The organism is Methanosarcina mazei S-6 (genome assembly GCF_000970205.1).
Taxonomy (GTDB): Archaea; Halobacteriota; Methanosarcinia; order Methanosarcinales; family Methanosarcinaceae; genus Methanosarcina; species Methanosarcina mazei.
This window is the reverse complement of sequence record NZ_CP009512.1, coordinates 2,426,479-2,450,644: the sequence shown is the minus strand read 5'-3', so window position 1 is coordinate 2,450,644 and position 24,166 is coordinate 2,426,479. Positions and strand designations below refer to the sequence as shown.

The following is a 24,166-nucleotide window of genomic DNA, read 5'->3' as shown; positions in this document are numbered from 1 at the left end:
TTTTTCTCACCGGATGTCCCTCTACAGGTCAGATAAAACAGGCATATACTGCCGGATATCTGACCTGGTCAAGAACAGTGTGTAATCTTTGTTTACTGATTTTAATTGTTCCCCTTTCCCCCGTTCTGGAACCTTGAATCCAGGGCATGCTGCAGGCTCTGCTTAGCAATGCTGTAATATATAACTGTTTTTATGTATATTACTTTATACATGCTTAGATATTTTTACCGGGAATGCCTGCCAGAACCGTGTTATTTCGGACGCAATACATGATCACTCAGAGATATTCTCTTCTGTGCTTTTTTCATCCAGATCTCTGGTCCCGCTTGATTCCATCAACTTTGCTATCATGCGTGTCTCTTCCGAGCTCTCCAGAATTATCTTCACAACTATCGTAAGAGGTACTGCAATAAGCGCGCCCGCAGCTCCCAGTACGAAGGACCAGTAAAACAGAGACAGAAATACGAGTGTGGGAGATAGTTTAAGGCCTTTTCCTGCAAGAGACGGGAAAATGACATTTTCTACGAGCGCGTTGATAATAGTGATGCCGACAAGGACACCAACTGCCCCTATAAGCCCGTATTCGAACAGACCAAGAAGCATGGGTGGAATGGCTGCCAGATAAAAGCCCAGGTAAGGTATATACCCGAACAGGAAGAAAAGGAGGCCCCAGAGAACAGCAAAATCTATGCCCCCGGCAAGAAGAAGTATGGCAGTTCCGATGCCTCCAAGCAAATTGGTCTCGGTTCTCAAGAGCATGTAATTTATGACGGTTCTGCTCAATTCGGTATACTGTGAAATATGGACTGGCTGGTTTTCCCCTTCTTTTTGGATTTTCACGGGCGCACCTGCAGAATCCAGAAGTAAGAACGTTGTCGTGATAACAATGAGCGCAATTGTTGATCCTGCATTCAGAGCTCCTGAAATAATATCCCCGGATACGTTGAACGCAAAAGCTGCAATATCGCGCAGGACCGATTCTACGGAAACTCCGGCTTCAGGCAAATATATTGAAATACTGTTCAGGATACTTGTCAGCTGGTTCTCATAGTTTGGAATCCTGCCACTGAGCTGGAGTAAAGAGTTCGCAAACAGAAGTGTGGTTCCGACAAAAACAAAAATGAAAACAAGGATAACCAGAACTACGCTTATCTTTCCGGGGACTCTTTTCCTCATAAGCCAGCGGACCAGAGGGGCAAAGATTAGATAAGAAAATATCGAGAAAAAAATCGGCATGAGTATGCTTGAAATAGCCTTCATGCCAATTGTAAGGAGAACCGCAGCAGTGCTGTAAATCAGAACTCTGGCTGGTGTTGAAATGGCATTTGTATTTATGTTTACATCTCCTGAACGTCCCTTCACCATAAACCGGTACCTGACCTTTCCCGCCTTTCGGATTCTATCGCGAATTTATCAATCATGTGCCATCTGGTCAAGAGAGGCGGCAATTGCCAGGATAAGTGCATTGTCCTGCCCGGGCTCAATCTCTACTCCATACGAGTCCCGGATGCGGAACCATTTTTTTGAAACTTCTGCGATTTTTCTTCCTTCAGACTCAATTTCATACTCGTGGTCCAGGATATTGCCTTTTATTTCCATATCAGGCTCCTCTGGAATTTCAACTTTCCATTTGTCTCGCAGAATATTAATGAGGTCTTTTTTAACTGTTGCAGCAAGGCTGTCATCCGCATTCTTGATATTCATCGTATCCCTGATACGGAGTAATTTTTCCTGAATTTTATAAAGTTCATTTCCACGCAGATCTTTGAGAATGAGGGTGTTGCGGATGCGTAGTGCCTTTCCATCAACATGGTACGCCCGCTCTCCAGTTTCATCCTCTATCCAGTAATCGTCTCCTATGGAAACAAGCTTTTCATGCATTTTATAGATGTGTCCTTTCTCCCCTTCAGAGCCTCCACGGCTCCCAAATAATCTCATCAAAATCACTCCCTTTATTTATTCAACCCTTTATTTATTCAGTTTTGGTACTTTACTTTGAAGAAGTAACGTATTAATCCGATCATAAAACCTGGAAAACTAATATTGATTCAATTTCAGCAATGGAAATTAAATTACTTAGCTGGCTGCGAAAATAAATTATTACTTTTAATAATTATTTTTATATTACTATATACTATATGCGCATCAGCTATCAGTAATTTAAGTTTTTGACTGCAGTTACTCTTTCAAGATATTCTTCACAGGGCTTTTCTGTAAATCTCGATGATATCTTCTTTTGAGAGTTCTCTTGGATTTGTAAGGCGGCAGACGTCCTGCATGGCATTTTCAGCCAGAAGTTCAAGGTCTTCTTCTCTTGCCCCGAGCTCTTTCAGGCCTGAAGGAATTCCGATTTCTGCTGCAAGCTTTTTGATTGCATCTATTGCTTTATCCGCTGCCTCGTCCGGGCTCAATCCCTCAACTTTTTCTCCCATTGCCTTTGCGATGTCTGCAAAACGTTCAGGGCAAACCTGCTTGTTATACATCTCCACATAAGGCAGGAGGATGGCATTGCAGACCCCATGCGGGAGGTCATAAAAGCCTCCGAGCTGATGAGCCATGGAATGAACATACCCAAGACTTGCATTGTTGAAAGCAATGCCTGCAAGATATTCTGCGTGTGCCATCATGTCCCTGGCCCGTATATCTTCCCCGTGGAGGACGGCTTCGGGCAGGTATTTTGATATAAGCTCTATTGCTTTTATGGCAGCCGCATCGGTAGTCGGGGTAGCCATGGTAGAAACATAAGCTTCTACAGCATGGGTCAGAGCATCCATCCCTGTTGCAGCCGTAAGTGCTGGCGGCATGCTGACCATCAGTTCGGGGTCGTTAACCGCCACATCAGGTGTGATCCGGGGGTCGACGATAGCCATTTTGATGTGCCTTTCAGTATCAGTAATAATTGTAAAACTGGTCATCTCGCTCGCAGTGCCCGCTGTCGTGTTTACCGTGATAAGAGGAGGAATTCCTCTGGTAACTTTACCCACTCCTTCGTAATCATTTATCCTTCCTCCATTATATACCACAATGCCGATTGCCTTTGCACAGTCCATAGGGCTCCCGCCTCCGACAGCAACTATCATGTTACAGTTTTCTTTCCTGTAAATGTCTGCCCCTTCCATAACTGAAGTATCGGTAGGGTTCGGGTCTGCTCCCGGAAAGATTGCTGCTTCTATCCCCGCACGTTCAAGAATTCTGCGAATATCCGCTGCAAGCTCTTTCCCATGCCTGCTCTTGCCTGAAACTATCAGGGCTTTCGTACCCCCCAGGTCTTTTGCATGCGTGCCGATCCCGTTTACACATCCAGGTCCCATCAGGGCTATCTTTGGGTTCAGGTAAGTGTATGTCATCTTTTCTATCATGCCTTCTACTCCCCTCGATAAGTTCTGTTCAAATCTTCCCGGTGCTATTATAAAAATACAAAATATTAATAGAACTGATTTTTTCCCTGCAAGTAATAAAGTTTTGCTCTGCAAAGGGTTTTGAAAACAATGAATGAATATTACGTGAAAAGAGGAAAGATGTTTGAAAAGATAATATTTCAGGCAGGGATTTTTGGCAGTGGACTGAAGTTCACAGCTGCAAATTGTTTTTTCCAATGTACAGCTATTTAATAAATTAGCTCAAATAAAATATACATGAGCGGGGGCAGATTTGGAGCAGATTTTCTTTCAACGTATGAAGAAGGAATAAAAAAAGAATGGGTTATAGGAAACGGGCTTGGAGGATATGCTTCATCTACAATCATTGGAGCAGGGACGAGGACTTACCACGGTCTGCTTGTAGCAACTCCTGAGAACTCTCCTGGAAGGCTCCTGCTGCTTTCTTCCCTTGATGAGGAAATATCTGTCAACGAAGAAGTTTACAAACTTGCAGTCCATAAATATCCGGACACTATCAGTCCCACAGGTTTCCAACATCTTTCCAAATTCATTCGCTACCCTTTTCCTCTCTGGGTTTACAGGCCCGGGGATTTTATCATTAAGAAAAAAGTCTTTATGATCCATAACAGTAACACGACCTGCGTCCTTTATGACATCACATCCAGAAGAGAAGGGGCTGTGCTGAAAATTTTCCCTCTTGTAAGTTCAAGAGATTTTAATCTTACTGCTCGCGCAGGATACCTGTCTTTCTTCCAGAGAGCCGGGCTTTCGGGAGTGAAACTGGCAAGTTCTACCGGTTTTACTTTCTCCATTTCATCCAATCTTCAGTATCACCCCGAGCCAGTATGGTATTTTAACCTGGAGTACGATACTGAAATGCAGAGGGGGCTTAATTTTCAGGAGGACAATTTCAATCCGGGATGGTTTGAGGGCGAACTCAAAGAAGGGACATCCCGTTTTTTTGTTGCTGCTTCAACAGAAGATGTTTCTTCCTTTACTCTCGAGAAGGTCGATAAACTCTATTTAAGGGAAGCAAACAGGCAAAATCTTCTGGCTCTTGACTCAAAACTTATCGAGCCTTTTGCCCTTAAACTTCTCAAGGCAACTGACCCTTTTGTAGTGAAAAACCGCTCTTCAGGCGAAAACACTGTGATTGCGGGGTATCACTGGTACTCTGATTGGGGAAGAGACACCATGATTTCTCTTCCCGGACTGCTTCTAATTCCTTACCGTTTTGAAGAGGCAAGGTCTGTTCTCAACAATTTTTCTAAATATTGCAGGCGCGGCCTGGTCCCCAATACTTTTCCTGCTTTCGGTGGAGACCCTGTTTACAATACTGTCGATGCGTCGCTATGGTTTATCCATGCTCTTAACCGTTATTTTGCATATACGCAGGACTTTCTTTTCCTTACCGATGTCTGGGACACAGTGGACGAGATCATAAATTTCTATTGTGACGGTACGGACTTCGGGATAGGAATGGACTCTGACTACCTTATCAGGCAGGGTCCTCAATTGACATGGATGGACGCTAAAGTGGGGGAATGGGCGGTGACCCCCAGAGAAGGTAAAGCCTGTGAGGTAAACGCTCTCTGGTATAGCTCCCTTAAAACAGCTTCTTATCTCGGGATACTCCTTGGAGAGGATGTCTCTTCATATGAAACCCTTGCAGCCGGGGTAGCTTCGAATTTTGAGGAAGCTTTTTGGAATCCTGAGGATGACTGCCTCTTTGACCTCATATACGAGGACGAAACCGGAAGCCTGATCAAAGACCCTGCAATCCGCCCCAACCAGATCTTTGCAGTCTCGCTCCCCTATACAATGCTTTCACCAGAAAAAGAAAAAGCGATCGTGGACAGGGTCGAAAAAGACCTTCTCACTCCTTTCGGGCTCAGAAGCCTGTCAACAGATCACTTCCTGTATAAAGGACAGTATCTCGGAGACGCCTTAACCAGGGACACAGCCTATCATAACGGGACAGTCTGGCCCTGGCTCCTCGGGGCTTTTGTAAAAGCTTACCTGAAGACCCACGGCTATGAGGACAGTAACGTAGAATACATGAAGTCTATTCTCGAAGGTTTTGACGGACACCTTGAATCGGCAGGTATAGGCGGCATTTCCGAGGTATTTGATGGGGACTACCCGCATGCTCCGGGAGGAACAATTGCCCAGGCGTGGAGTGTTGCAGAAATTCTAAGGGCATATGTGGAGGATGTACTCGGGATAAAGCCCTGAAATAAACAGCCTGTTTTTAGCAGGTCCGGAAAAATAGGAATAACATAATTCGTATCACATAATTTAGAGGATGAGGGGGATAATATGACCTGGAAAGATCGTGGAGAACTTTTTGTAAGGTATAATAGAAATCCTATACTTACTGTTGATGACCTGTCATACCGGGCGAATTCTGTTTTTAACCCTGCGGCTGCTATAGTTGACGGTAAAACTCTACTTCTTTTGAGAGTTGAAGACCACAGGGGCTTTTCCCACTTTACAGTAGCCAGGAGTAAAAACGGGATAGACGACTGGGAAATTGACGGCAAACCAACATTTTTTCCTGAGCCTTCAAAGTATCCTGAAGAGATATACGGCATTGAAGACCCTCGTATAACCTACATGGACGAGCTGAAAATGTGGGCTATAGTGTATACGGCTTTTTCGGATTCCGGTCCCCTGCCAGCTCTTGCCCTTACAGAGGATTTCCAGACCTTTGAACGAATAGGACCTGTTGCGCCTCCTGATAATAAGGATGCAGCTATCTTTCCGGTGAGCTTTAACGGGAAGTGGGCAATGCTGCACAGGCCTGCCGCGACCGGGCATACTTTGAAATCCAATATCTGGATCTCGTTTTCTCCGGATATGAAAGCCTGGGGGTGGCATCAGGTTCTTTTCTATGCCCGGGAAGGGGGATGGTGGGATGCCTATAAAATAGGCCTATCCCCGCAGCCGATGTATACACCTGAAGGGTGGCTGATTATGTACCACGGAGTGCGCCAGACAACATCTAAAATCAGTTACCGCCTGGGGCTGGCTCTTCTCGATCTCAAAGACCCGAGAAAAGTTCTACGAAGATCAGAAGGCTGGGTTTTCGGACCTCATGAATGGTATGAACGCAGCGGGGACGTTAATGATGTTGTTTTTCCCTGCGGTTGGGTTGTGGTGGACGGGGAACTCCGCATCTACTATGGAGGCGCGGACACTTCTGTATCCCTTGCAAGTGCAAAAATGGATGATATAATGAAATATATCCTTGAGTGCCCTGAGGAGCAGTGTCCTGTGGAGCACTGCAGATTTTTTGAGGGGCACAGGGACAGACACTCCAACCCTAAAAAAGGATGAATACTGTCCGGGCAGGAGTTGCTGGCCTAAGAACAGCGCGCAGAAGAGCAATATTCAAGGACAATTTCGGAATTAAACAACTCAGAAGGTTTTTTAACTAAAATAGCCGGGAACCTTGAGAAGAAAATCTGATACTAACTTAAAAAGTTAAGGTAAAATATTTTGGCGATTAATGGGCTACATATCTCTAATCTATTCAAAAAAGAGATAAGTTTATAAACCGTTGGTAGTTATTGGGACTGAATAATCATTTACGTATAATACCACCTCTGAGATGATACAAATGGATGCAATAGAAAAAATATTTGGAAAAACCGCACAGATGACAGTCCTTAAGAACCTGATCGAAAACCAGAACGAACCTACTTACCTTTCAGGAATAGCTGAGGCAACCGGGTTGTCCCATTCCAGCGTATCAAGGGTTATCACTCCTCTGGTCGCGTCTGGTGTTGTCCTCGAAAAACCTCTTGGAAAACAGATCCGAACTTTCCAGCTAAACACGGAAAGCGAAGCAGCGAATCTGATAGTAGATTTTTACAAAAAAATCAACCAGTTAATGGATTAAATTTGAAAAGGAAAGCATGGAAAATTGTATTTTAAGACCGGACAGATCTATTGACCTGCCCTTCTATGTTTTTCATAGATATCGGACCTGCGCATTGCAGGTTCGGAATATCTTTTTATTACTTTTTCTTTTATGATTTTGCCTCAAAATTTGAGATCTGATTTTGCTCTATCGGAAGTTTTTCCATTAACCTGTGTTCTCTTTCTCCGGTTTTGGAATCACTTTGGCATGAAAGTACTTCCAGATACTTTCATATTTTGGGCATGTTATTCGAAGAATATCATGTGCGTTTTTTGTTTTCCTTAACCTTAAATGTTCGATAAATGTTTTCATAAAAGGATCAACTTGTTTTTAAAAAAACTATCCTTTTGTTATTGGAATTGCGAAAGCAAAGGTGCTGCCTTTTCCTTGCTCGCTTTTGAACCAGACATAACCTCCGTGAAGGTTAACAATCTGCTTAACAAGTGAGAGTCCAAGCCCTGTGCCCTGGAATTTTTTTGAAGAAAAAGAGTTAACCTGGCTGAAAGGCTTGAAAAGTTTATTCTGGTCTTCAGTTTTTATCCCTATTCCGGTATCTTCAACTGTTATTTCTACAAGCTCTCCTTTTTTTCTTGTCCCTATTTTAACAAGGCTATTTTCAAAAGAGAACTTTATAGCGTTGTCTACAAGGTTAAACATTATCCGGATAAATCTGTCCTCATCTGCACAGATTTTCGAAATGCTGCTGTCTACGCCGGTTTCAATTTCAATATTTTTTTTATCTGCTATGGGAGACAGAATGTTCCGTATAAGGTCAAGACTGGAAGCAAGCTCAAATTCTTTATAATCAAGCTCCATTTTGTTTGCTTCTATTTTGGAAAGATCCAGGATGCCATTGATAAGGTTCAGAAGATGCTTTCCACTGTTGGATATATTACTTATGGCTCTCAACTGTTTCTGATTCAACTCCCCGTATGCCTGTTCGTAAAGCATGTCAGAGAAACCTATTATTGAATTGAGAGGAGTTCTGAGTTCGTGGCTCATATTTGCAAGAAATTCGCTCTTGGTGCGGTTTGCAAATTCAGCCATTTGTTTTTCATGGAGCAGATTTTCTGTAATTTTCTTTTCCGTAATATCTCTGGCAATACCACTGAAGGCAACAGGATTTCCTGATACATCAAAAATCGGGGAAAGAGTTACTGAAACATTTACTGCTATACCGTCTTTTTTCAAACGTAATGTTTCATAGCGTTTGACTTTTTTTCCCTGTTTAATCTTGTCAAATAATTGCTTTATTTCCCCTTTAAGGTTGTCTGGTTCAAGTATGGACACGTTTTTCCCCATAACTTCTTCAGCCAGATAACCATAAATCTGCTCTGCCCCTTTATTCCAGCTGGTAATTGTACCATCAAGGGTTCCAGTTATTATAGCATCGTTTGACGATTCAACAGCATTTGCAAGTGCCTTAATTTTTTCTTCTGCTTTTTTTAGCTCAGTAATATCACGGGCTGCAGCAAAAACCCCGGTAACCCTTCCATTTTCATCCCGGTATATGGATGCGTTATACAGAACAGGGGTTATATGCCCATGTTTATGGCGAATCTCCAGCTGATAGTCCCGGACAAGTCCTTTCTGAAACACATATTGATATCCTTCTTTTGCCTTCTCAGGCTCTGTAAAATAATCCGAGAAATCAGTTCCTATCAATTCGCTCCTGAAATAACCTGTGACAATTTCGGTGGCTCTGTTTACATCAGTTATTTTTCCGTCAGGGCCGATAGTGACAAGAGGATCGAGGCTGACTTCAATCAGGCTGCGGTTATACGCATTTGCCATCCCCAGGGCTTTTTCAATTTTTTTCCTCTCAGTGATGTCCTGAACAATTCCAGCCATCCTGACAGGGACATTCCCGTTTTCAAAAATAACCTCACCCTGTTCATGGACTATCCGTTCTTCTCCACCTTTCAGGATAATCCTGTGGTCAATGCTGTAAGGTTTTCCTTCCAGTGCCCCCTTAACGGCGTTGTTCACGCAATCCCGATCTTCCGGGTGCACATAACTCAAAAATGCATCGTAAGTTGCCCCAAATTCCTGGGGACTGAGCCCGAAAATCCGGTAAATTTCATCAGACCAGTAGAGCTCATTGCTCACGATATTCCAGTTCCAGCTCCCAAGGTGGGCTATTTTTTGAGCCTCAGCGAGGCATTTTTCACTCTCTTTTAATGACCTGTAAGCCTTTTCAATCTCTTCAGTACGTTTTTTGATCATTTCTTCCAGATTATCAAGAGTTTCTTTTAAAGTTGATTCTGTTTTTTTTACGTCCGTAACATTACGGGAAATGGTGAGAACAGAGGCAACTTCGTCGTTAACAAACTCAGGTACTATCAGTGTATTAAAATAGTATTTTTTTCTTTGAGGTAATATACAGTCGAATTCCATGGTTTCGGTTTTTCCTGTAGAAAAAACTTTTTCATTATGTTCTTTCCAGAATTTTGCTTTCTCAGGGTCAGATCCCAGTTCATTATGGGTCTTTCCTTTAATTTCTTCCTGAGAATAGCTATAGATATCCACAGCTGCCTGTCTGAAGTATAACTGGCGGCTCTGTATGTCAAAGCGGACAATTATATCAGGAGAATTTTCGGCCAATATCCGGAATTTTTCTTCCGAGTTGAGAAAATCTTCTTCGGGTTGTGTGCTTTCCGAAATTTCGGCACTTATACCTTTATCAAATTTTTTCAGTTCGGTAGTTTGTTTTTTCAATCGAATTTCCAGCTCGTCGACAGCTACGCTTTCAGAAGTAATCATACATCCCCAACCCTGCTTTTAATTAAGCATTAACACCTAAATTAAACACTTTTATGTCTGATCTTTTTGCTTCAGATAACTGATAAATATGACCACGAAAGTCCCCTGTGAAACCATGCCAGAATTCCCTCCAGACAGGTTTTTCTTGCATCGTTAATTTTCTTCCAGGTACAATTTATGATACTCATCATATATTAATTTTTAAGCTAGTGCTCTGAAATTTATAGTAATAAATGATACACATCTTCTCTATTATTCTTAAAAAATTTTAAATGTTCTCCTGAAATTATGTATTTTGACAAAGTATAATTGAAAATTCCTTAAAAAAGATATCTTCAGTATCCCTGTATAATCTCTATTTTGCTCCCCTGAAGCCGGCAGCGCCTGAATATGGCTTTTTTGATCAGAATATAGGTAAATTATATTATTAATCAGGGAAAAATAATAACATAATGGTCAACATACTGGGTACGGGTGAAAGGGGGAGAGGGCCTTTACAGCTGGATATAGGTATAGTTGTGTCAGGCCTTGGGGGAAATTCCAATGAAGAAAGAAGCCAGTTAAACGGTCTAGTTTCTTTTTTCGGTGTTGATTTCGGACTCTATATAGGTCCATCGTATAACCCATTTCGGACTGTGGGGCCAAGCATCGGAATTGGTGTGGTCATAGGGTCAAATGGTTTTCTGGCTGCAAAACTGGGCATCCATTTCAGGAGGGCGTTTGGTCTGGCTATGCTCTTTCCTATAGTTCCCATTTATGGTGTTACCGGAGCAGGCTTTTTAGCCGCATTGCCTGTTTCGGAAGGGGTTAAAGTTGCAGCAACTGTACCGTTACTGTTAGTGCCGGCAGCAGCTGTATATCGGGAAGATATCCATAAAATGCATATACGTGGAATGGATGCCTTAATGAAATTGAAATCTCACATCCGGGGGAAATAAGCACCTGAAGCCGTTGATTTTTAGTATCGGAAAATCAGGCTTATTTTTTCAATATTGTCACCAGCATTTCAACTGAGCAGGCAGATTGGGGGAATCCGGCTTAACGAATGAAATAGACGAATTGCATGAGGAAGTAACTGCTGTCAGTGCTCCTGGAGTACAGCCGCTTGCACCGTCCGGTCGGCGGAATATCTGGCTAAAAGTCCTGATCTCCGCAACAGCTTTCTATATTCTCTTACTTGTGGCGTTGCTGATGACGGGCAATCCAAACCTGTTTCCCAGTCTGGTTATGGTAGGCAATTTTACAGTCCCGGTTGCATACGTGGCATTCTTATATGAGCGCAAGAATTTCAGCCGCCTGAAAATGCCAATAGTCTCCCTGGCTTTTCTATATGGGGGGCTGGTAGGTATCATCGCTACTTCTTTTATAGGGCCATTATTTATTACCCAGTTTAATCCTGGGGACATTTTAGCAGTGGGACTCGTTGAGGAATTCGCCAAAATCCTGGGTGTGGTGGTGATAGCACGCCGCAGGCGGCATGTCTCGGAAATGGACGGGCTTATTCTGGGCGCGGCAGTAGGAATGGGGTTTGCTGCGCTGGAAAGCACCGGTTATGCCTTTACCGCCTTCCTGATGAGTAACGGAAGCATTTCGGCAGTACTGGAAGTAACGCTGTTCCGCGGCCTTCTTGCCCCATTGGGACACGGGACCTGGACAGCTATTTTAGCCAGTGTGCTGTTCCGTGAAAGCAAGGACTGCTGCTTCCGGGTTAACCTGCGAGTAATTGGTGCATACCTGCTCGTTTCCATTCTTCACGCAATGTGGAACGGTTTGTCCCTGGTTCTCGCCCCCTTTACTGGTCTGGGATTGGGTGCGATCATTACCTGGGCTTTAGTTGGTTTCATCGGACTGTATGTGCTCTGGCGGCGCTGGAGAGAAGCAGTCAGGTTAAAGCCTGTTTTGCTGCCGGAAAGAGAGAATGTATAACACTTTAAAGAGATAAAGCCCGGACCGGTCTGAAAAGAAAAAAACCAGAGAAGTATCATTAAAGAGAAGTATCATTAAAGAGAAGTATTATTAAAGAGAAGTATCATTAAAAGACAAATATCATTAAGGAATAAAGAAGATATAATCTTATTATTTTTGTTCTCGATATCGTCTTCAGCAATGGCTGTGAAGTCATTACTAAAGTAAATATTAGAAATTATATTTTTACCATTCCTAAAAGAGAAATATCATTAAAAGAGAAATATCATTGGGTAATATAAATTTATAATGTTTCTATTTTGATCATAGTCTCTTAATCTTCTCCGGTTCAGTCCCGGTTTTGGCTGACCTTTCCAGTTAAGTCCCACGATGTTTAGTCCAGTTCGATCAAATTATTGACTAATAATAAGGCTGCAACCTCATTTAACGTTAATCTGAGTTCTGCCTTTCCCTGAAATAACTTATCATGGATTTCAATTAAATATCTTTTATTCGGCGGGATATACCAGTAAGGATGTGATAAGACCCCGTTTTCATAGATTAAAGATAATTCATCTATTTTAGCCAAGACAGTATTTCGGTCCATAATGCCTTCAAATAATGGTTTTTAAAGTTATATTTTTTAAATAGATTTTTATACTCTCGCTATATTTCTATTTATATATATTTATCTTTTTATCATATTTCTATTGATTTTCTATTTTATTTCTATTAATTTCATTATATGCCTGTTTTATTTCTATCAATCTTTTACAACCTTATATGTCTTTTGACTTTAGAATTCCTGTTCAATTGACATGTTTTTTTCATCATATCCTTTCATCAGCTCCTTTATATAGTCTTCTAAACTGTTGTGACTTTTTAGATCAATTCTGATAAATAATCTGGCAGAAGATTCTCTATTCTGTCAAATTTCCTTAAAATTTCCTTTTCATTTTACTTCCCGGAGTAACCATAGATATATATGAGAGTTTTTCAAAATAGCCATTTGTGAGCTCTGGAGAAACTGTACGTGCGGAAATACTTGTATCTGGTCGGGTGCAGGGAGTGGGTTTTCGGAGATTTGCAAGAAACGCAGCCGAACGCTTTGGAGTGGAGTGTAACCCCATAAATCTCAGGGACGGAAGGGTTTTTGTTCTCGCTGAGGGAAGGCTCGAAGCTCTTGAACTCCTGATAAATGAACTAAGGAAAGGACCCACTTTTGCACACATAGAAGATGTGGATGTTACTTTTACTGAAGCCCTGGGAAATGTGTATGAGCTTTCCACATAAGTTTATGCGTTTTCATGATATGATATTATATGATATGACTTTCCTGATATCCATTTTCAAAAAAAGTTATTTCCTGGTTCTACCCGGTTTAGTTGGAGTGGTTTCTGAGGCAGACCTTATTTTTTTCCGGATTTACAGGGTGCTCCCAGGCTTTTTCGTCTTCAGGGTTTCCCCAAGGCTCGCGTTCATAGGGCTCTGCTTTCACGAGGACGTAAGTGTAGGGACCAAAGGCTTTTTTCAGGTTATGTTCAACATGAATCGAAATCCTGTTTGCTTCGCCAATGTCAAGGGCGTTATCAACTTTAATGCGGATATCTACAGCTATATTGTTTCCTATTCTCCGGGTCTTGAGGTTTGAGAGAGCTTTCACCCCTTCTGTTTTCTGGATAATCTGCCTGATCTCACCTTCGGTTTTTTCATCAAGGGACGCTTCTACAAGTTCATTTATGCTGCTGTGAAATATCTTCAATGAAACTTTGAGGATGATGAAACTCAGAAAAACCGCCATCAGAGGATCGAGCACAACCCATTTCCCTCCAAGGAAAACCGCAGCTCCTATTCCTATCATGGTGCAGAATGAGGAAAAAGCGTCCGAGCGGTGATGCCAGGCGTTAGCGGTCAGAGCCATGCTGTTTATTTTCTGGGCTTTCAGAATCGTGTACTGGTACATGATCTCCTTTGAAATTACGGAAGCCAGGGCTGCATAAAGTGCAATAATGGCAGGCTGTTCAAGGGTTCCTGCTTCGATGAACATCAGAGTTTTCTGGACACCGTAATACAGGATCTGCCCTGCCACAAGTAAGAGCATAAGCCCTACAAGGCTTGCAGAAAGTGTTTCAATTTTTCCATGTCCGTAGTTATGACTTTCATCCACCGGCTTTTTCGCGATTTTGAAGCCGAAAATCACCACAACATCAGTAAGAAAATCCGAAAGGGAATGGACAGCATCCGCTACCATTGCAGTACTGTTTCCCAGGATACCTGCAAGTAATTTAAAAATAGTGAGCCCGAGGTTCACGAAAAGCCCGACCCCTGTAACGCGGACAGCCTGATCAAACCTTTCTTCGTATTCCATTTTTCTGGTCACTTCCGTTAAAGGAAATAAGTTTCCAGGACTTTTATCTGCCTTATATTCATGACCTGAAGCAAAGACCTGCCTAAAGACCGGAAATTTTTATCCATTAAAAAAATCTTATCCGGGGCTAATGAAGTAGGATCAACAAAATGACTAATAAATATATAATAAATATGTATCTATAATCTATATTAAACGTTTCTTTATAACGTAATTATATCTATCTGTCTTTATATTACTCAATTCCCATGACTGTGCGAAAAACAGGCAACAGGTAAAAATAAATATGGCAAAAAAGATTGAAGGTAAAAATTCACTGAATACAAATAATGAGTGAATCCGTTTCAATATTTATCAGATCCGCAGTTTTATAAGTTTTATTAGATACTGGAACGCTTGATAGCGAAACGTTGATTCTGAAACTTTTGATACTGCAGCCCTGATACTGAAACCCTTGATACTTAAATGCTTTAATCTCCTTCATGTTTTGCTTTAATCCCCCTTCGCGTTTTGCTTTAATCTCCTTCGTTTTTTTCAGTCTTTTTTCATAATTTTCATGATGAAGAATAGCCCTGCAAGGTTCATTGTTCCAATCAGAAGATATCCTATGAGGTGTTTTGAGCTCCTGTCAAAAATTGATCCTCCTGCCAGAATGCTTGCCGAGCTGGTTTTTTCTTTTGCTCCAGCCGGAGAGTATTCGCTTTCATCTGTTTTTGCCTCTTTATTTGAGAAATCTAGTACAGAATCGGCCCTGAGATAAACCTCTTTTTCCTTTTCTTCAGGGCTGTTTCCGGAGTTCAGGACTGCTTTGACAATATAGGAATCCGGGTCAAGCCCGAGGAAAAGAAACTGGTCATCATTTCCTGAAGATGAGATCAGTTGTCCATTTCTCCTTAGCTCCACAGACCCTTTTTTTGGAAGTTCAACTTTCAGGTTTACGTGCCCTGTAAGCAGGATCTGCTCTCCTTTGACAAACCTGGGCCTTTCAGGGATGTCGAGTATCCCGAGCAGTGTAGGAGCAAAATCCTCCTGCCCGAACTCCCCTCTTATGACCCCACTTTTAATGTCCTTCGCGTGTGCGATGAAGGGTACCATCTGTGCCTCGTCCGAAACCGAATATTTTTCGGACTGGTGTCCTCCTTTGGAACCGTCAGCCGAAAAAGCCATTCCATGGTCTGCTGTCAGGATAAAAGCAAGGTTGTTTTCTTTACAGAGGTTATAGAGAGGCAGAAGTTCGGAGTCGAGGCTTTCAACACAGTCTATATACCCGTAATTATCCCTGTAATGCCCGCTCATATCAATTGCCCCCACATTGACAGTAAGCAGATATTTCTGGTCAGGACAATTTTTTGCCATATAGTTCACCACATCACAGGCTGTTTCTATGCCCCATCTGTTATATCCGTTATACCTGTCTCTTGTCTCTTTCGAAGAAACATATGCAGGAGCCATGTCAGCTCTACTCCGCATTACCTGTAAAAGCCCGGATGGAACCCTGATATCCTGAGAATATTCGTACTGCTCAAGCATTATCTCTATATTTTTTATAGAGTTGTTCTTGTCTCTCAGGACAGCGTCCTGCTCTGCACAGATTGACCACGAGTCTCCTTTTTCCATTACTGCGATGCAAAGGTAGCCCTGAGCGTGTAAAATATCAAAAATATTTGCATCTTTAAAACTGACAAACTCGCTGTCTGCATCAGGATTCCCGGTAACAAGGACGGAGTGTCCTCCCTCGGTAAAAGTCTGAGGGGCGCGGAAGTCGAGAATCTGTGCACTGTTTTTACTAATTTCAGGGATGTTCTCAAGCCTTGCTTTTTCAAGGACTGCACCGTCAAGTGAATGTGGTGTAAGCTCGGGATAGATAAAAGGGGCACTTAAACCGTCCACGATCAATACTACAGCCCCTGCCGGAGTATTCACAGGATTTACCTCTACTTCGGTAAGAGCGGAGGATGTAACTGGCAAAGCTGCAAGGAGAATTAATAAACCTGCCGTAAGTAAAATAAAAATAAAAAATGGTTTGAAATTTCGGGCACTATCTGTCATTGTAAATAATTTTACACATTTCGGCTATAAAGAATTTACCTTTTTAAGAAGTTATGGCAGCAAATTCTGGTATCCGGATTATATTAACACAATTTCTAATTTTATCTCTGTTTCAGGTTACTTATTTAAAGGTTTATTTTTTAGGATTCATTACATGTGAATAAGTAAATGTATAACATTTGCTGCCATATCAGTAATATTCCTAAATTCCTTATCCATAATCCAAAAAAACAGGAAGAATTCCCATGAAGATGAATCCACGCTGTACTTACTGCCTTCTTTCCCGAGTGCATTTTCAATCAAAGCTTTCTACCGATGATGAAGATCTGATAAGCAGGACTATCCACGAATGCCTTGGGGTCATGAACAAACATTATAGCCCTGAGGCTGTATCATCCCGTGTGGCCACAAAAGTCCACAGGAAATGCTATGAAGTACTCCGAGACAGTGACCCTTATGAGGTTACGAAAAAGCTGATCAATCAGGCTGCTTTAAAAGTCCTGCCCGCAGCAAAAGAAAAAATTTACGAAAATTCTCCTGATGATGGAGAACTCTTCAAGCGGGCAGTACTGGCATCTGTTATTGCTAATTATTTTGACTTCGGGATTATGGGTTTTGATGCCAGCGAAGATAAATTTGAAGCTGCTTTTCTGAAATATTACGAGCAGGGACTTGATGTTGACGACACTCCTGAAATGCTCGGTCTGCTTCAGGACGTCGTATATATCGCTGATAACTGTGGAGAGATCCTTTTTGATGCTATTGTTTTTGACGTGATTAAGAAGCTGGGTGGAAATATAACCCTGGTTGTGCGTGGAGGCCCCATTCTTACAGATGTGACTCTGGAAGAAATAAAAGAGTTTGAAATTGATAAAAAGGTCGACAGGGTAATGACCACAGGTTCAAATGCAGTTGGAGTCCTTGTAGAAGAAGCCCCTGCCGAACTTCTTGATGCCATGAAGAATGCTACCCTGATAATTAGCAAGGGCATGGCAAACTACGAGACCCTCTCAGAGCACAACTTCGGACCCATAGCCTATATGCTTCTTACAAAATGCGAATGCGTGGCTGAAGACCTGGGGCTTGAGACGGGATTATCTGTTGCAAAACTTATGAATTTCCCCTGAAAGTTACTGCATTCCGGATTTTTTCGGCAACTATTTATTGAGCAGAAAAACAAATTATATGTATTAATGAAAATATTTTAAAGTCAGTGCAGAATTCCGTATAAAAATAACATTTAAAGGAGAGATTTATGATGTGTGAAATTAATGTAATTCTGCTCAGTGGAGAAAACCGGGAGAGGATTATGGACTCCGTAGCAAGGATTCTGGTCGAAGGGGACACAATTCAGCTTACCGGAATCCTCGGAGATAAAATGACGGTTGAAGGTTCGGTAAAAGAGATCAATTTCTCGCGCGGGGAAGCGATTATTTTATCCAGATAACTTTTTACTTTTTTGTCTTACTGATTTTCACTGCCTTCAGGAGGGGTTAATCCCGAAAAATAGAAACGAACTTAATAAAGGGCACTTTGCCGTGAAGCAGCTGCTAATCTAAAGACTTGCCGGCTTCTTTTGATTTGCCGGCTTTTTTTGACTTGCTGGCTTCTTTTATCGCCCTCCTTCTAATGAGGAAGGTCACGCAGGCCCTGCCTGCAGTTTCTGAGGTGACAAGTTATTTAAGTCCAGAGGTTTGTCCTGTTAACTCTCACTCTGTTTTCGTACTGGAGGCAGCTATATGGGTCAGCACTATACTATTAATAGAAAGTAATAATAGAAAGTAATTATAGCTTAAAAGAATTAGCAAAGGTTAAATGTCTGGAAGCTGAAGCTTATATCTCCTGAGCTCAAAACTCAGGGGTTCTATGCTTCGTTATATAAAAATTCAGGATATCTTTCTGCCCGGAAGCTTTCTGGAAGGGTCTGAAAGCCTGAATCTCTCTTCTACTTTCTTTAATAATATTTAATTTCTGAGAAAAGCATTTATCTGTTTTTAATCTATAACCACAATGTAATCTAAGATACCCGCCATAAATAAAATATTTGGGGCACTTTCCAGTTAACTTCAATATCTTAGATTCAAATCTGTAGTTTGCAGCGACTCTTTAATGTAGACTTACATTATAAATACGGACGTACATTATAAATGTATGAAAAACTTTAAATTTATGTCTCGATTTCGGATCTGTGAAACCTGTCGACAGAGGAACGTAAACCCAGGAAAAGTAAACTCACAGCGTCTAATGCTATTGATTTAAAATATTATTTATCGTGATAGAACTATAATATAACTCTAATTAAAATCTAATTTAAATCTATCTCCCGATTAATAAAAGAAACAAACAGGACGGGATAATAAATGGTCAAAGCAAAGATTGCAGTAAACGGTTACGGAACTATAGGGAAAAGAGTTGCAGACGCAGTACAGGCTCAGGATGACATGGAGATCATAGGGGTTTCAAAAACCAAGCCCAATTATGAAGCTGCAGTAGCACACCAGAAAGGGTATGATCTATTTGCCCCGGCTTCAAACTCCGGAGCCTTTGAGAAAGCAGGTATTCCACTCGCCGGAACCATTGAAGAAATGGTAGAAAAAGCAGATCTGGTAGTTGACTGTACTCCTGGGGGAATTGGGGAAGCAAATAAACCAATGTATGAAAAAGCCGGAGTAAAAGCAATCTGGCAGGGCGGTGAAGATCATGAACTTGCAGGTTTTTCCTTTAATGCTGCAAGCAACTACGAAGGAGCTCTCGGGCGTGACCTGGTGAGGGTAGTTTCCTGTAACACAACAGGGCTTTGCAGGGTCATTTACCCTATTGACAGGGAACTGGGGGTAAAAAAGGTAAGGGTTACCCTTGCAAGAAGGGCTACGGATCCCAATGATATAAAGAAAGGTCCTATTAATGCAATCGTGCCTGATCCGATAAAACTTCCGTCCCACCACGGGCCTGACATAAAGAGTGTACTCCCTCACATCAACATTACAACTGCAGCCCTGAAAATTCCGACAACACTTATGCACCTGCATACCGTAAATATGGAAGTCAACACCGACTGCACTGCTGAGGATATTAACAGGATTTTCAGCTCTCAGTCAAGAATCCGTTTCATGAGTCAGGGAATTAATTCTACTGCTGAGATTATCGAATTAGCAAGAGACATGGGGCGCCCCAGAAACGACATGTGGGAGAACTGCATCTGGCCTGAATCCATTACCGTGCACGAAAGGGAATTCTATTTCTTCCAGGCAATCCATCAGGAATCAATTGTGGTCCCGGAAACTGTGGATGCTATCCGTGCAATGATGGAGCTTGAGAGCGACGGCGCAAAATCAATCCAGAAAACAAACAAAGCTATCGGGCTCTGAGCCCTGCATGGTTTATTAGTCTCAGAGTTAGACTCAGAGATCAGGACTCCCGGGTGAATTTTTGGAAAAAATATTCGGTGGGCTGCCCTGGTCCTGATTTTAAAGCCTTTGTTTCCAGAACCCCTAAATCCGAATTATGGAAAAGGGGATTTGAGATAGAATAATCCGATCTTTACATGACCTCTAATTCAAACTTTTTAAAACTGTGTCAGGAGGCTTTTAAAGCTGCATACGATGCAACTTTTGAGCTTGTGGGCACTGATTCGGCAAGCAGCTTCGTAGGCATGGGAGCTGACGGAACGCCCACTACCAGCATAGACCAGGTAGCAGAAGATGCTATAGTTGAGGCGCTTAAAGCCGACGGCAGATCCATGAGGATACTCAGTGAAGAGCTTGGAGAGCTTATTATCGGGAAATCTCCTGAGTTCTCTGTTGTGCTCGACCCCCTGGACGGGACATACAATGCTTCTTCAGGCATTCCTTTTTACAGTGTTTCAATTGCGTTTGCTTCTCATGACCTTTCAGACCTGAGATTTGGGTATGTAAGCAACCTTGCATTAAAAGAGGAATTTCACGCGGAAGCTGGAAAAGGAGCTTACCTTAACGGAAAAACAATAAGACCATCTCACAATTCGGACCTTAAGAGCCTCTGTGCCAGCGTATACGGCTACAGGCAGAACGTGGAAAGGACACGGAAGATATACAGCAATATCAGGCGAGTAAGGCTTTTTGGGAGCGTTGCGCTTGAATTGTGTTATGTAGCATCAGGCAGGCTTGATGCCTTTGTGGATGTCAGAAGAGCCTTACGCGTAACCGATGTTGCAGCAGGGCAGCTTATCCTTGAGGAAGCCGGCGGACGTGTGACTGACGGGTATGGAAATCTCCTGAGGCTTCCAGATAATGTTACTGCCAGAGTGGACATGGTCGCGTCCAACGGGCATGTGCATGAGAAGATTTTACATTTGCTCTCAGGGGGATAATTTGGCTATAAAGAGGATAGGGATTGCATCGCGTTGCGACAGGCCTGAAGTTCTTGACATGGTAAGGGAGATCCTTGCTCGTTTCAGTTCCCAGGTGCAGATTTTCGTCTCAACCGCCACGGCTGAAGTCCTGGGTATAGAAGGGACTCCGGTAGAAAGGATGAGGGATGAAGGAGTCGAACTCGTTATAAGTGTGGGAGGAGACGGGACAGTCCTTCGGAATATTGCCAAAATGAAAGATCCTCTTCCTATTCTGGGAATTAATATGGGCACTCTCGGTTTTCTCGTGGATGTGGAACCTGAAGATGCGATTGAAACCATAGAAGAAGTCCTCTACGGCTTTTCGTATCTCGAAAGGATGCGTGTGGATGTTTTTCTCAATGGGGAAATGCTTGAAACCGCCACAAACGAGATTGCTGTAATGTCTGCAAAGCCCGCGAAAATTATCCAGTTTGAAGTCCATGTAAACGACTGCCTTCTTGATGAGATGCGCGCGGATGGTGTGGTTTTTGCAACACCTACGGGCTCGACTGCATATGCAATGAGTGCAGGGGGTCCCATTATAAACCCGAGGGTAAATGCAATTGTTGTTGTTCCTGTTGCCCCTTTCAAACTCTCCTCAAGGCCCTGGGTTATCCCCGCAGACAGCGAAATTACAGTAAAACTGTTGGAGCACAAAAAAGATGCTGTAATTGCAATCGACGGACAGAAGTCTTACAGGATCAGGCCTGAAGATATCGTCAAATTAAAAAAATCGAAATTTCCTGCACGTTTTGTCAGGATTTCAGATACATGTTTTTATGAAAGGGTCCAGAGAAAACTCTCTTAAAACATCCTTTTTTTATATCAGGGCTTTATCCGGGCTCTCTAATTATCAAATGCTGGCTACATTTGTATAACTGGTTACATTTGTATAACTGGTTACATTTGTATAACTGGCTACATTTGTATAACCGGTTATATTTCTATATTTTAGGTAAATTTTAGGTAAATTGATTCAGGGACCGGCTTGTAAAAACCGGATAACGTACAGCGAGCTTTCTTTACGAATAAATATAGAAACAATGCCTCGGAAACCCTTTTCCTCCAAGGAAAACATTTATACATATGTAGGTAAAGCTAATGCTAATCTTGCTAAACATAAGGTTTTTTGACTTTTACCGGGGTTTTAACCTCACAATTTCTTATTCAGGCCTCTGAGTTATTTTTCAGGGCAGTCAATACAAATATCATTAAAAATAATCATAAATTTCTCAAACCGAAAAAATCACGGGAAACAGCAACCATGTCAGAGAGCGAGCAGTACTCCAGAAACACACTTATGGATTTCATCGATTATCGCCCCCTTGATATCGAAATCTGTGATGTAACCCTTCGCGATGGGGAACAGACCCCTGGCGTTGTGTTCTCCAAAGAACAGAAGCTGGCAGTAGCCAGTGAACTTGACTCCATGGGTATTGAGGTTATAGAAGCCGGGTTTCCGGTAGTTTCCGCAGATGAAAAAGAAATTGTAAAGGAAATTGCAAACCAGGGCTTTAATTCAAGGATCTGCTGTCTCTCAAGAGCAGTAAAGGGGGATGTTGACGCTGCCCTTGAATGTGACGTTGATATAGTGAGCATTTTCATTGCAATGTCAGACATGCACCTCAAGTACAAGTATCATCGAAGCCTTGAGGATATGCTCGGCTGCGCCAAGGAAGCCATAGAATATGCAACTGACCACGGTTTAAAAGTGCGTTTTGCAGCTGAAGATGCAAGCCGTACTCCGGTTGAACGCCTCAAGCAGGCTTTTAAGGAAGTTGAAAATGAGTATAAAGTGCAGTATGTAAGCCTTGCAGATACCGTTGGGATACTGAACCCCACCACAACAAATTATCTTGTAAGTGAGATCTTCAAGTCCGTAAATACTGCGATATGTATCCACTGCCACGATGACCTCGGCATGGCTACAGCCAACACCCTTGCAGCCGCCGAAGCCGGGGCAAAACAGCTCCACACAACGGTTAACGCTATCGGGGAAAGGGCAGGAAACGCCTCCCTGGAAGAAGTTCTGGTCGCCCTCAGAGTTCAGTATGGGATAGAGCGTTATGATACTACCAAACTTAATTCTCTCTCAGGGATGGTTTCGGAATATTCAGGCATTACCCCTTCGGTAAACAAGGCTGTTGTCGGGAAGAACGCTTTCACGCACGAATCCGGGATCCATGTGGCTGCAATTCTGGAAGAGCCGCGCACTTACGAACTTTTCCTCCCGGAGATGGTCGGTGGAAAACGCAACCTTGTTGTAGGAAAGCACACAGGCAAAAAAGCCCTGAAAGGCATCATTAATAGCATTGGCTTCTGTCTTGAGCGGGAAGAGCTCTGTGCCCTTATTGAAAAAGTCAAGGTATGCACTGAAGAAAAGCACAAAAGCATCTCACGGGACCAGCTTGAAAGGCTGATCACTCAGGTAAAACAGGAACAGAAATCTTCAGGCAGTGAAAAAGAGAAGTTTTCTATCTGAAAACTCTAGCCTGGAATTATAACATAAATTAGAATGTTTCTGAAGATTCATTCTAATTTTTATGAATATTCATTTTAATTTTCTGCTGTCCATTAATATAATCTTTTTTCCAATAATCTAATTTCTATTTCTTTATGGGTACTTTTTATATCTTGAAAAAATGAGTCTTCAGATAGTTTTTCTGATAATGTGAAGAATATTAATGATCAGATATCAAAGTTAACCTTCAATACCTCACACTGCGGCATATTTTCAATATGCACGCCCTCAGTTGTTCCTGTTATCTCCAGATTATTAAAGTCATTTGCGCCGCACAGAACATCCTGATTCGGATGAGTTCCGGGCGTGATATTGCAGCTCAAGACAGTCTTTTTACCAGCCGACACGACTATTGGAAGCCTTGGTGATGCTGGATGGTTTTTTGGAAGGACTATTAACGGTGACCGGATTTCCCGGATCATGAAGAGAACGCATTTAAGCCCCTTCTCGGTTTTTTCCCCCACAGAAAATGAAGAGGCTACAATCAGGTCATGAGGTTCCAGTCCGAGTACAATTTCTTCTTTTTCAGTTTCCAGAAAGAACTGTCCATTAGGACCTGCTTTCACAATAGCCACTATCCCTGCACTACCGCGCAGGAGAAGCATTTCACTTTCTTTCAGTGAAATGTCTTTAAAAGAGGTCGGTTTTTTCATGTTAAAAATAAGTATCTAAAAAATCCAGTTGATTCTCAGGACTCTGCTACATTTGTGGACTGACAGGAAGGACACTTCACATTTTTGCCAATGCCTTTGAATTTATTTCCACATTCTTTGCATACATAGTTTTTAACCGGCAGTTTTCCTTCCATATTGAAATCAAAAGGGTCTCCAACACTACACATTGTTACTACCTCACGATTTTGCCAGATGGCTTTATTGATTATACA

21 protein-coding genes are annotated in these 24,166 nt (G+C 42.2%); 12 read left to right on the top strand and 9 right to left on the bottom strand.

What is annotated here, in order from left to right:
* Positions 1–273: 273 nt before the first annotated feature.
* From MSMAS_RS10480 to MSMAS_RS10470, 3 genes are all read right to left on the bottom strand, one after another.
* Positions 274–1,365 carry an AI-2E family transporter gene (locus tag MSMAS_RS10480; RefSeq protein WP_048036664.1) on the bottom strand — a complete coding sequence of 364 codons (1,092 nt, stop codon included), beginning with the start codon at positions 1,363–1,365 and terminating at the stop codon, positions 274–276.
* 48 nt (positions 1,366–1,413) lie between these two features.
* Positions 1,414–1,938, bottom strand: a complete 525-nt coding sequence (locus tag MSMAS_RS10475; protein WP_048036662.1) for an LURP-one-related/scramblase family protein — start codon at positions 1,936–1,938, stop codon at positions 1,414–1,416.
* A 260-nt stretch (positions 1,939–2,198) separates the two neighbouring features.
* A complete protein-coding gene (locus tag MSMAS_RS10470) occupies positions 2,199–3,359 on the bottom strand; it encodes an iron-containing alcohol dehydrogenase (protein WP_048036660.1) in 1,161 nt (386 codons plus the stop codon).
* A 276-nt stretch (positions 3,360–3,635) separates the two neighbouring features.
* Between MSMAS_RS10470 and MSMAS_RS10465 the strand changes: the two genes are divergently transcribed.
* The 3 genes from MSMAS_RS10465 (at position 3,636) to MSMAS_RS10455 (ending at position 7,284) form a co-directional block, all read left to right on the top strand.
* Positions 3,636–5,615 carry an amylo-alpha-1,6-glucosidase gene (locus MSMAS_RS10465; RefSeq protein ID WP_015412784.1) on the top strand — a complete coding sequence of 660 codons (1,980 nt, stop codon included), beginning with the start codon at positions 3,636–3,638 and terminating at the stop codon, positions 5,613–5,615.
* A gap of 84 nt (positions 5,616–5,699) precedes the next feature.
* Positions 5,700–6,719, top strand: a complete 1,020-nt coding sequence (locus MSMAS_RS10460) for a glycoside hydrolase family 130 protein (RefSeq protein WP_011034680.1) — start codon at positions 5,700–5,702, stop codon at positions 6,717–6,719.
* A gap of 283 nt (positions 6,720–7,002) precedes the next feature.
* Complete coding sequence (locus MSMAS_RS10455) at positions 7,003–7,284, top strand: MarR family transcriptional regulator (protein ID WP_011034681.1); 282 nt, start codon at positions 7,003–7,005, stop codon at positions 7,282–7,284.
* A 360-nt stretch (positions 7,285–7,644) separates the two neighbouring features.
* Here MSMAS_RS10455 and MSMAS_RS18310 read toward each other — a convergent pair whose 3' ends face one another.
* Positions 7,645–10,068, bottom strand: a complete 2,424-nt coding sequence (locus MSMAS_RS18310; protein ID WP_080942078.1) for a PAS domain-containing sensor histidine kinase — start codon at positions 10,066–10,068, stop codon at positions 7,645–7,647.
* 452 nt (positions 10,069–10,520) lie between these two features.
* On the opposite strand from MSMAS_RS18310, the gene MSMAS_RS10445 reads away from it, so the two are divergent.
* Positions 10,521–11,006, top strand: coding sequence for a hypothetical protein (locus tag MSMAS_RS10445; RefSeq protein ID WP_011034683.1), 486 nt, complete (start codon positions 10,521–10,523; stop codon positions 11,004–11,006).
* A gap of 253 nt (positions 11,007–11,259) precedes the next feature.
* Complete coding sequence (locus MSMAS_RS10440) at positions 11,260–11,994, top strand: PrsW family intramembrane metalloprotease (protein ID WP_230626407.1); 735 nt, start codon at positions 11,260–11,262, stop codon at positions 11,992–11,994.
* Positions 11,995–12,367: 373 nt separating this feature from the next.
* Here MSMAS_RS10440 and MSMAS_RS10435 read toward each other — a convergent pair whose 3' ends face one another.
* The gene (locus MSMAS_RS10435; protein WP_048046544.1) at positions 12,368–12,580 is read right to left on the bottom strand and encodes a hypothetical protein; all 213 of its coding nucleotides are present in this window, start codon (positions 12,578–12,580) and stop codon (positions 12,368–12,370) included.
* 404 nt (positions 12,581–12,984) lie between these two features.
* On the opposite strand from MSMAS_RS10435, the gene MSMAS_RS10430 reads away from it, so the two are divergent.
* Positions 12,985–13,266, top strand: a complete 282-nt coding sequence (locus tag MSMAS_RS10430; RefSeq protein ID WP_048046543.1) for an acylphosphatase — start codon at positions 12,985–12,987, stop codon at positions 13,264–13,266.
* An 88-nt stretch (positions 13,267–13,354) separates the two neighbouring features.
* Here MSMAS_RS10430 and MSMAS_RS10425 read toward each other — a convergent pair whose 3' ends face one another.
* Together MSMAS_RS10425 and MSMAS_RS10420 are read right to left on the bottom strand one after the other, a co-directional pair.
* The gene (locus MSMAS_RS10425) at positions 13,355–14,353 is read right to left on the bottom strand and encodes a cation diffusion facilitator family transporter (protein ID WP_230633236.1); all 999 of its coding nucleotides are present in this window, start codon (positions 14,351–14,353) and stop codon (positions 13,355–13,357) included.
* A gap of 522 nt (positions 14,354–14,875) precedes the next feature.
* On the bottom strand, positions 14,876–16,390 hold the full coding sequence (locus tag MSMAS_RS10420) for a sulfatase-like hydrolase/transferase (protein ID WP_048046541.1): 1,515 nt from the start codon (positions 16,388–16,390) through the stop codon (positions 14,876–14,878).
* Between the two features lie 245 nt (positions 16,391–16,635).
* Between MSMAS_RS10420 and MSMAS_RS10415 the strand changes: the two genes are divergently transcribed.
* The 6 genes from MSMAS_RS10415 (at position 16,636) to MSMAS_RS10390 (ending at position 23,241) form a co-directional block, all read left to right on the top strand.
* The gene (locus MSMAS_RS10415; RefSeq protein ID WP_011034689.1) at positions 16,636–17,517 is read left to right on the top strand and encodes a damage-control phosphatase ARMT1 family protein; all 882 of its coding nucleotides are present in this window, start codon (positions 16,636–16,638) and stop codon (positions 17,515–17,517) included.
* Between the two features lie 131 nt (positions 17,518–17,648).
* Positions 17,649–17,837 (top strand): CooT family nickel-binding protein, encoded by a 189-nt coding sequence (locus tag MSMAS_RS10410; protein WP_011034690.1) that lies wholly within the window; start codon positions 17,649–17,651, stop codon positions 17,835–17,837.
* A gap of 913 nt (positions 17,838–18,750) precedes the next feature.
* Entirely contained in the window at positions 18,751–19,758 is a 1,008-nt protein-coding gene (locus MSMAS_RS10405) for a type II glyceraldehyde-3-phosphate dehydrogenase (RefSeq protein ID WP_011034691.1), read from the top strand.
* Positions 19,759–19,934: 176 nt separating this feature from the next.
* The gene (locus MSMAS_RS10400; protein ID WP_011034692.1) at positions 19,935–20,738 is read left to right on the top strand and encodes a bifunctional fructose-bisphosphatase/inositol-phosphate phosphatase; all 804 of its coding nucleotides are present in this window, start codon (positions 19,935–19,937) and stop codon (positions 20,736–20,738) included.
* A gap of 1 nt (position 20,739) precedes the next feature.
* Entirely contained in the window at positions 20,740–21,567 is an 828-nt protein-coding gene (locus MSMAS_RS10395; protein WP_048040635.1) for an NAD(+)/NADH kinase, read from the top strand.
* A gap of 456 nt (positions 21,568–22,023) precedes the next feature.
* Positions 22,024–23,241, top strand: coding sequence for a homocitrate synthase family protein (locus tag MSMAS_RS10390; protein WP_048046540.1), 1,218 nt, complete (start codon positions 22,024–22,026; stop codon positions 23,239–23,241).
* Positions 23,242–23,447: 206 nt separating this feature from the next.
* Here MSMAS_RS10390 and MSMAS_RS10385 read toward each other — a convergent pair whose 3' ends face one another.
* The gene (locus MSMAS_RS10385) at positions 23,448–23,933 is read right to left on the bottom strand and encodes a hypothetical protein (protein WP_048043378.1); all 486 of its coding nucleotides are present in this window, start codon (positions 23,931–23,933) and stop codon (positions 23,448–23,450) included.
* 35 nt (positions 23,934–23,968) lie between these two features.
* Positions 23,969–24,121 (bottom strand): hypothetical protein, encoded by a 153-nt coding sequence (locus tag MSMAS_RS19250; RefSeq protein WP_015412794.1) that lies wholly within the window; start codon positions 24,119–24,121, stop codon positions 23,969–23,971.
* Positions 24,122–24,166 lie beyond the last annotated feature (45 nt).

Bases quoted from the DNA above. Each gene is read 5' to 3' on its own strand.
- MSMAS_RS10435 (WP_048046544.1), bottom strand. From the start codon at position 12,580: ATGGACCGAAATACTGTCTTGGCTAAAATAGATGAATTATCTTTAATC.
- MSMAS_RS10405 (WP_011034691.1), top strand. From the start codon at position 18,751: ATGGTCAAAGCAAAGATTGCAGTAAACGGTTACGGAACTATAGGGAAA.
- MSMAS_RS10440 (WP_230626407.1), top strand. From the start codon at position 11,260: ATGACGGGCAATCCAAACCTGTTTCCCAGTCTGGTTATGGTAGGCAAT.
- MSMAS_RS10415 (WP_011034689.1), top strand. From the start codon at position 16,636: ATGAAGATGAATCCACGCTGTACTTACTGCCTTCTTTCCCGAGTGCAT.
- MSMAS_RS10400 (WP_011034692.1), top strand. From the start codon at position 19,935: ATGACCTCTAATTCAAACTTTTTAAAACTGTGTCAGGAGGCTTTTAAA.
- MSMAS_RS10480 (WP_048036664.1), bottom strand. From the start codon at position 1,365: ATGGTGAAGGGACGTTCAGGAGATGTAAACATAAATACAAATGCCATT.
- MSMAS_RS10465 (WP_015412784.1), top strand. From the start codon at position 3,636: ATGAGCGGGGGCAGATTTGGAGCAGATTTTCTTTCAACGTATGAAGAA.
- MSMAS_RS10390 (WP_048046540.1), top strand. From the start codon at position 22,024: ATGTCAGAGAGCGAGCAGTACTCCAGAAACACACTTATGGATTTCATC.
- MSMAS_RS10460 (WP_011034680.1), top strand. From the start codon at position 5,700: ATGACCTGGAAAGATCGTGGAGAACTTTTTGTAAGGTATAATAGAAAT.
- MSMAS_RS19250 (WP_015412794.1), bottom strand. From the start codon at position 24,121: ATGTGTAGTGTTGGAGACCCTTTTGATTTCAATATGGAAGGAAAACTG.
- MSMAS_RS10445 (WP_011034683.1), top strand. From the start codon at position 10,521: ATGGTCAACATACTGGGTACGGGTGAAAGGGGGAGAGGGCCTTTACAG.
- MSMAS_RS10420 (WP_048046541.1), bottom strand. From the start codon at position 16,390: ATGACAGATAGTGCCCGAAATTTCAAACCATTTTTTATTTTTATTTTA.
- MSMAS_RS10475 (WP_048036662.1), bottom strand. From the start codon at position 1,938: ATGAGATTATTTGGGAGCCGTGGAGGCTCTGAAGGGGAGAAAGGACAC.
- MSMAS_RS10470 (WP_048036660.1), bottom strand. From the start codon at position 3,359: ATGATAGAAAAGATGACATACACTTACCTGAACCCAAAGATAGCCCTG.
- MSMAS_RS10410 (WP_011034690.1), top strand. From the start codon at position 17,649: ATGTGTGAAATTAATGTAATTCTGCTCAGTGGAGAAAACCGGGAGAGG.
- MSMAS_RS10385 (WP_048043378.1), bottom strand. From the start codon at position 23,933: ATGAAAAAACCGACCTCTTTTAAAGACATTTCACTGAAAGAAAGTGAA.
- MSMAS_RS18310 (WP_080942078.1), bottom strand. From the start codon at position 10,068: ATGATTACTTCTGAAAGCGTAGCTGTCGACGAGCTGGAAATTCGATTG.
- MSMAS_RS10455 (WP_011034681.1), top strand. From the start codon at position 7,003: ATGGATGCAATAGAAAAAATATTTGGAAAAACCGCACAGATGACAGTC.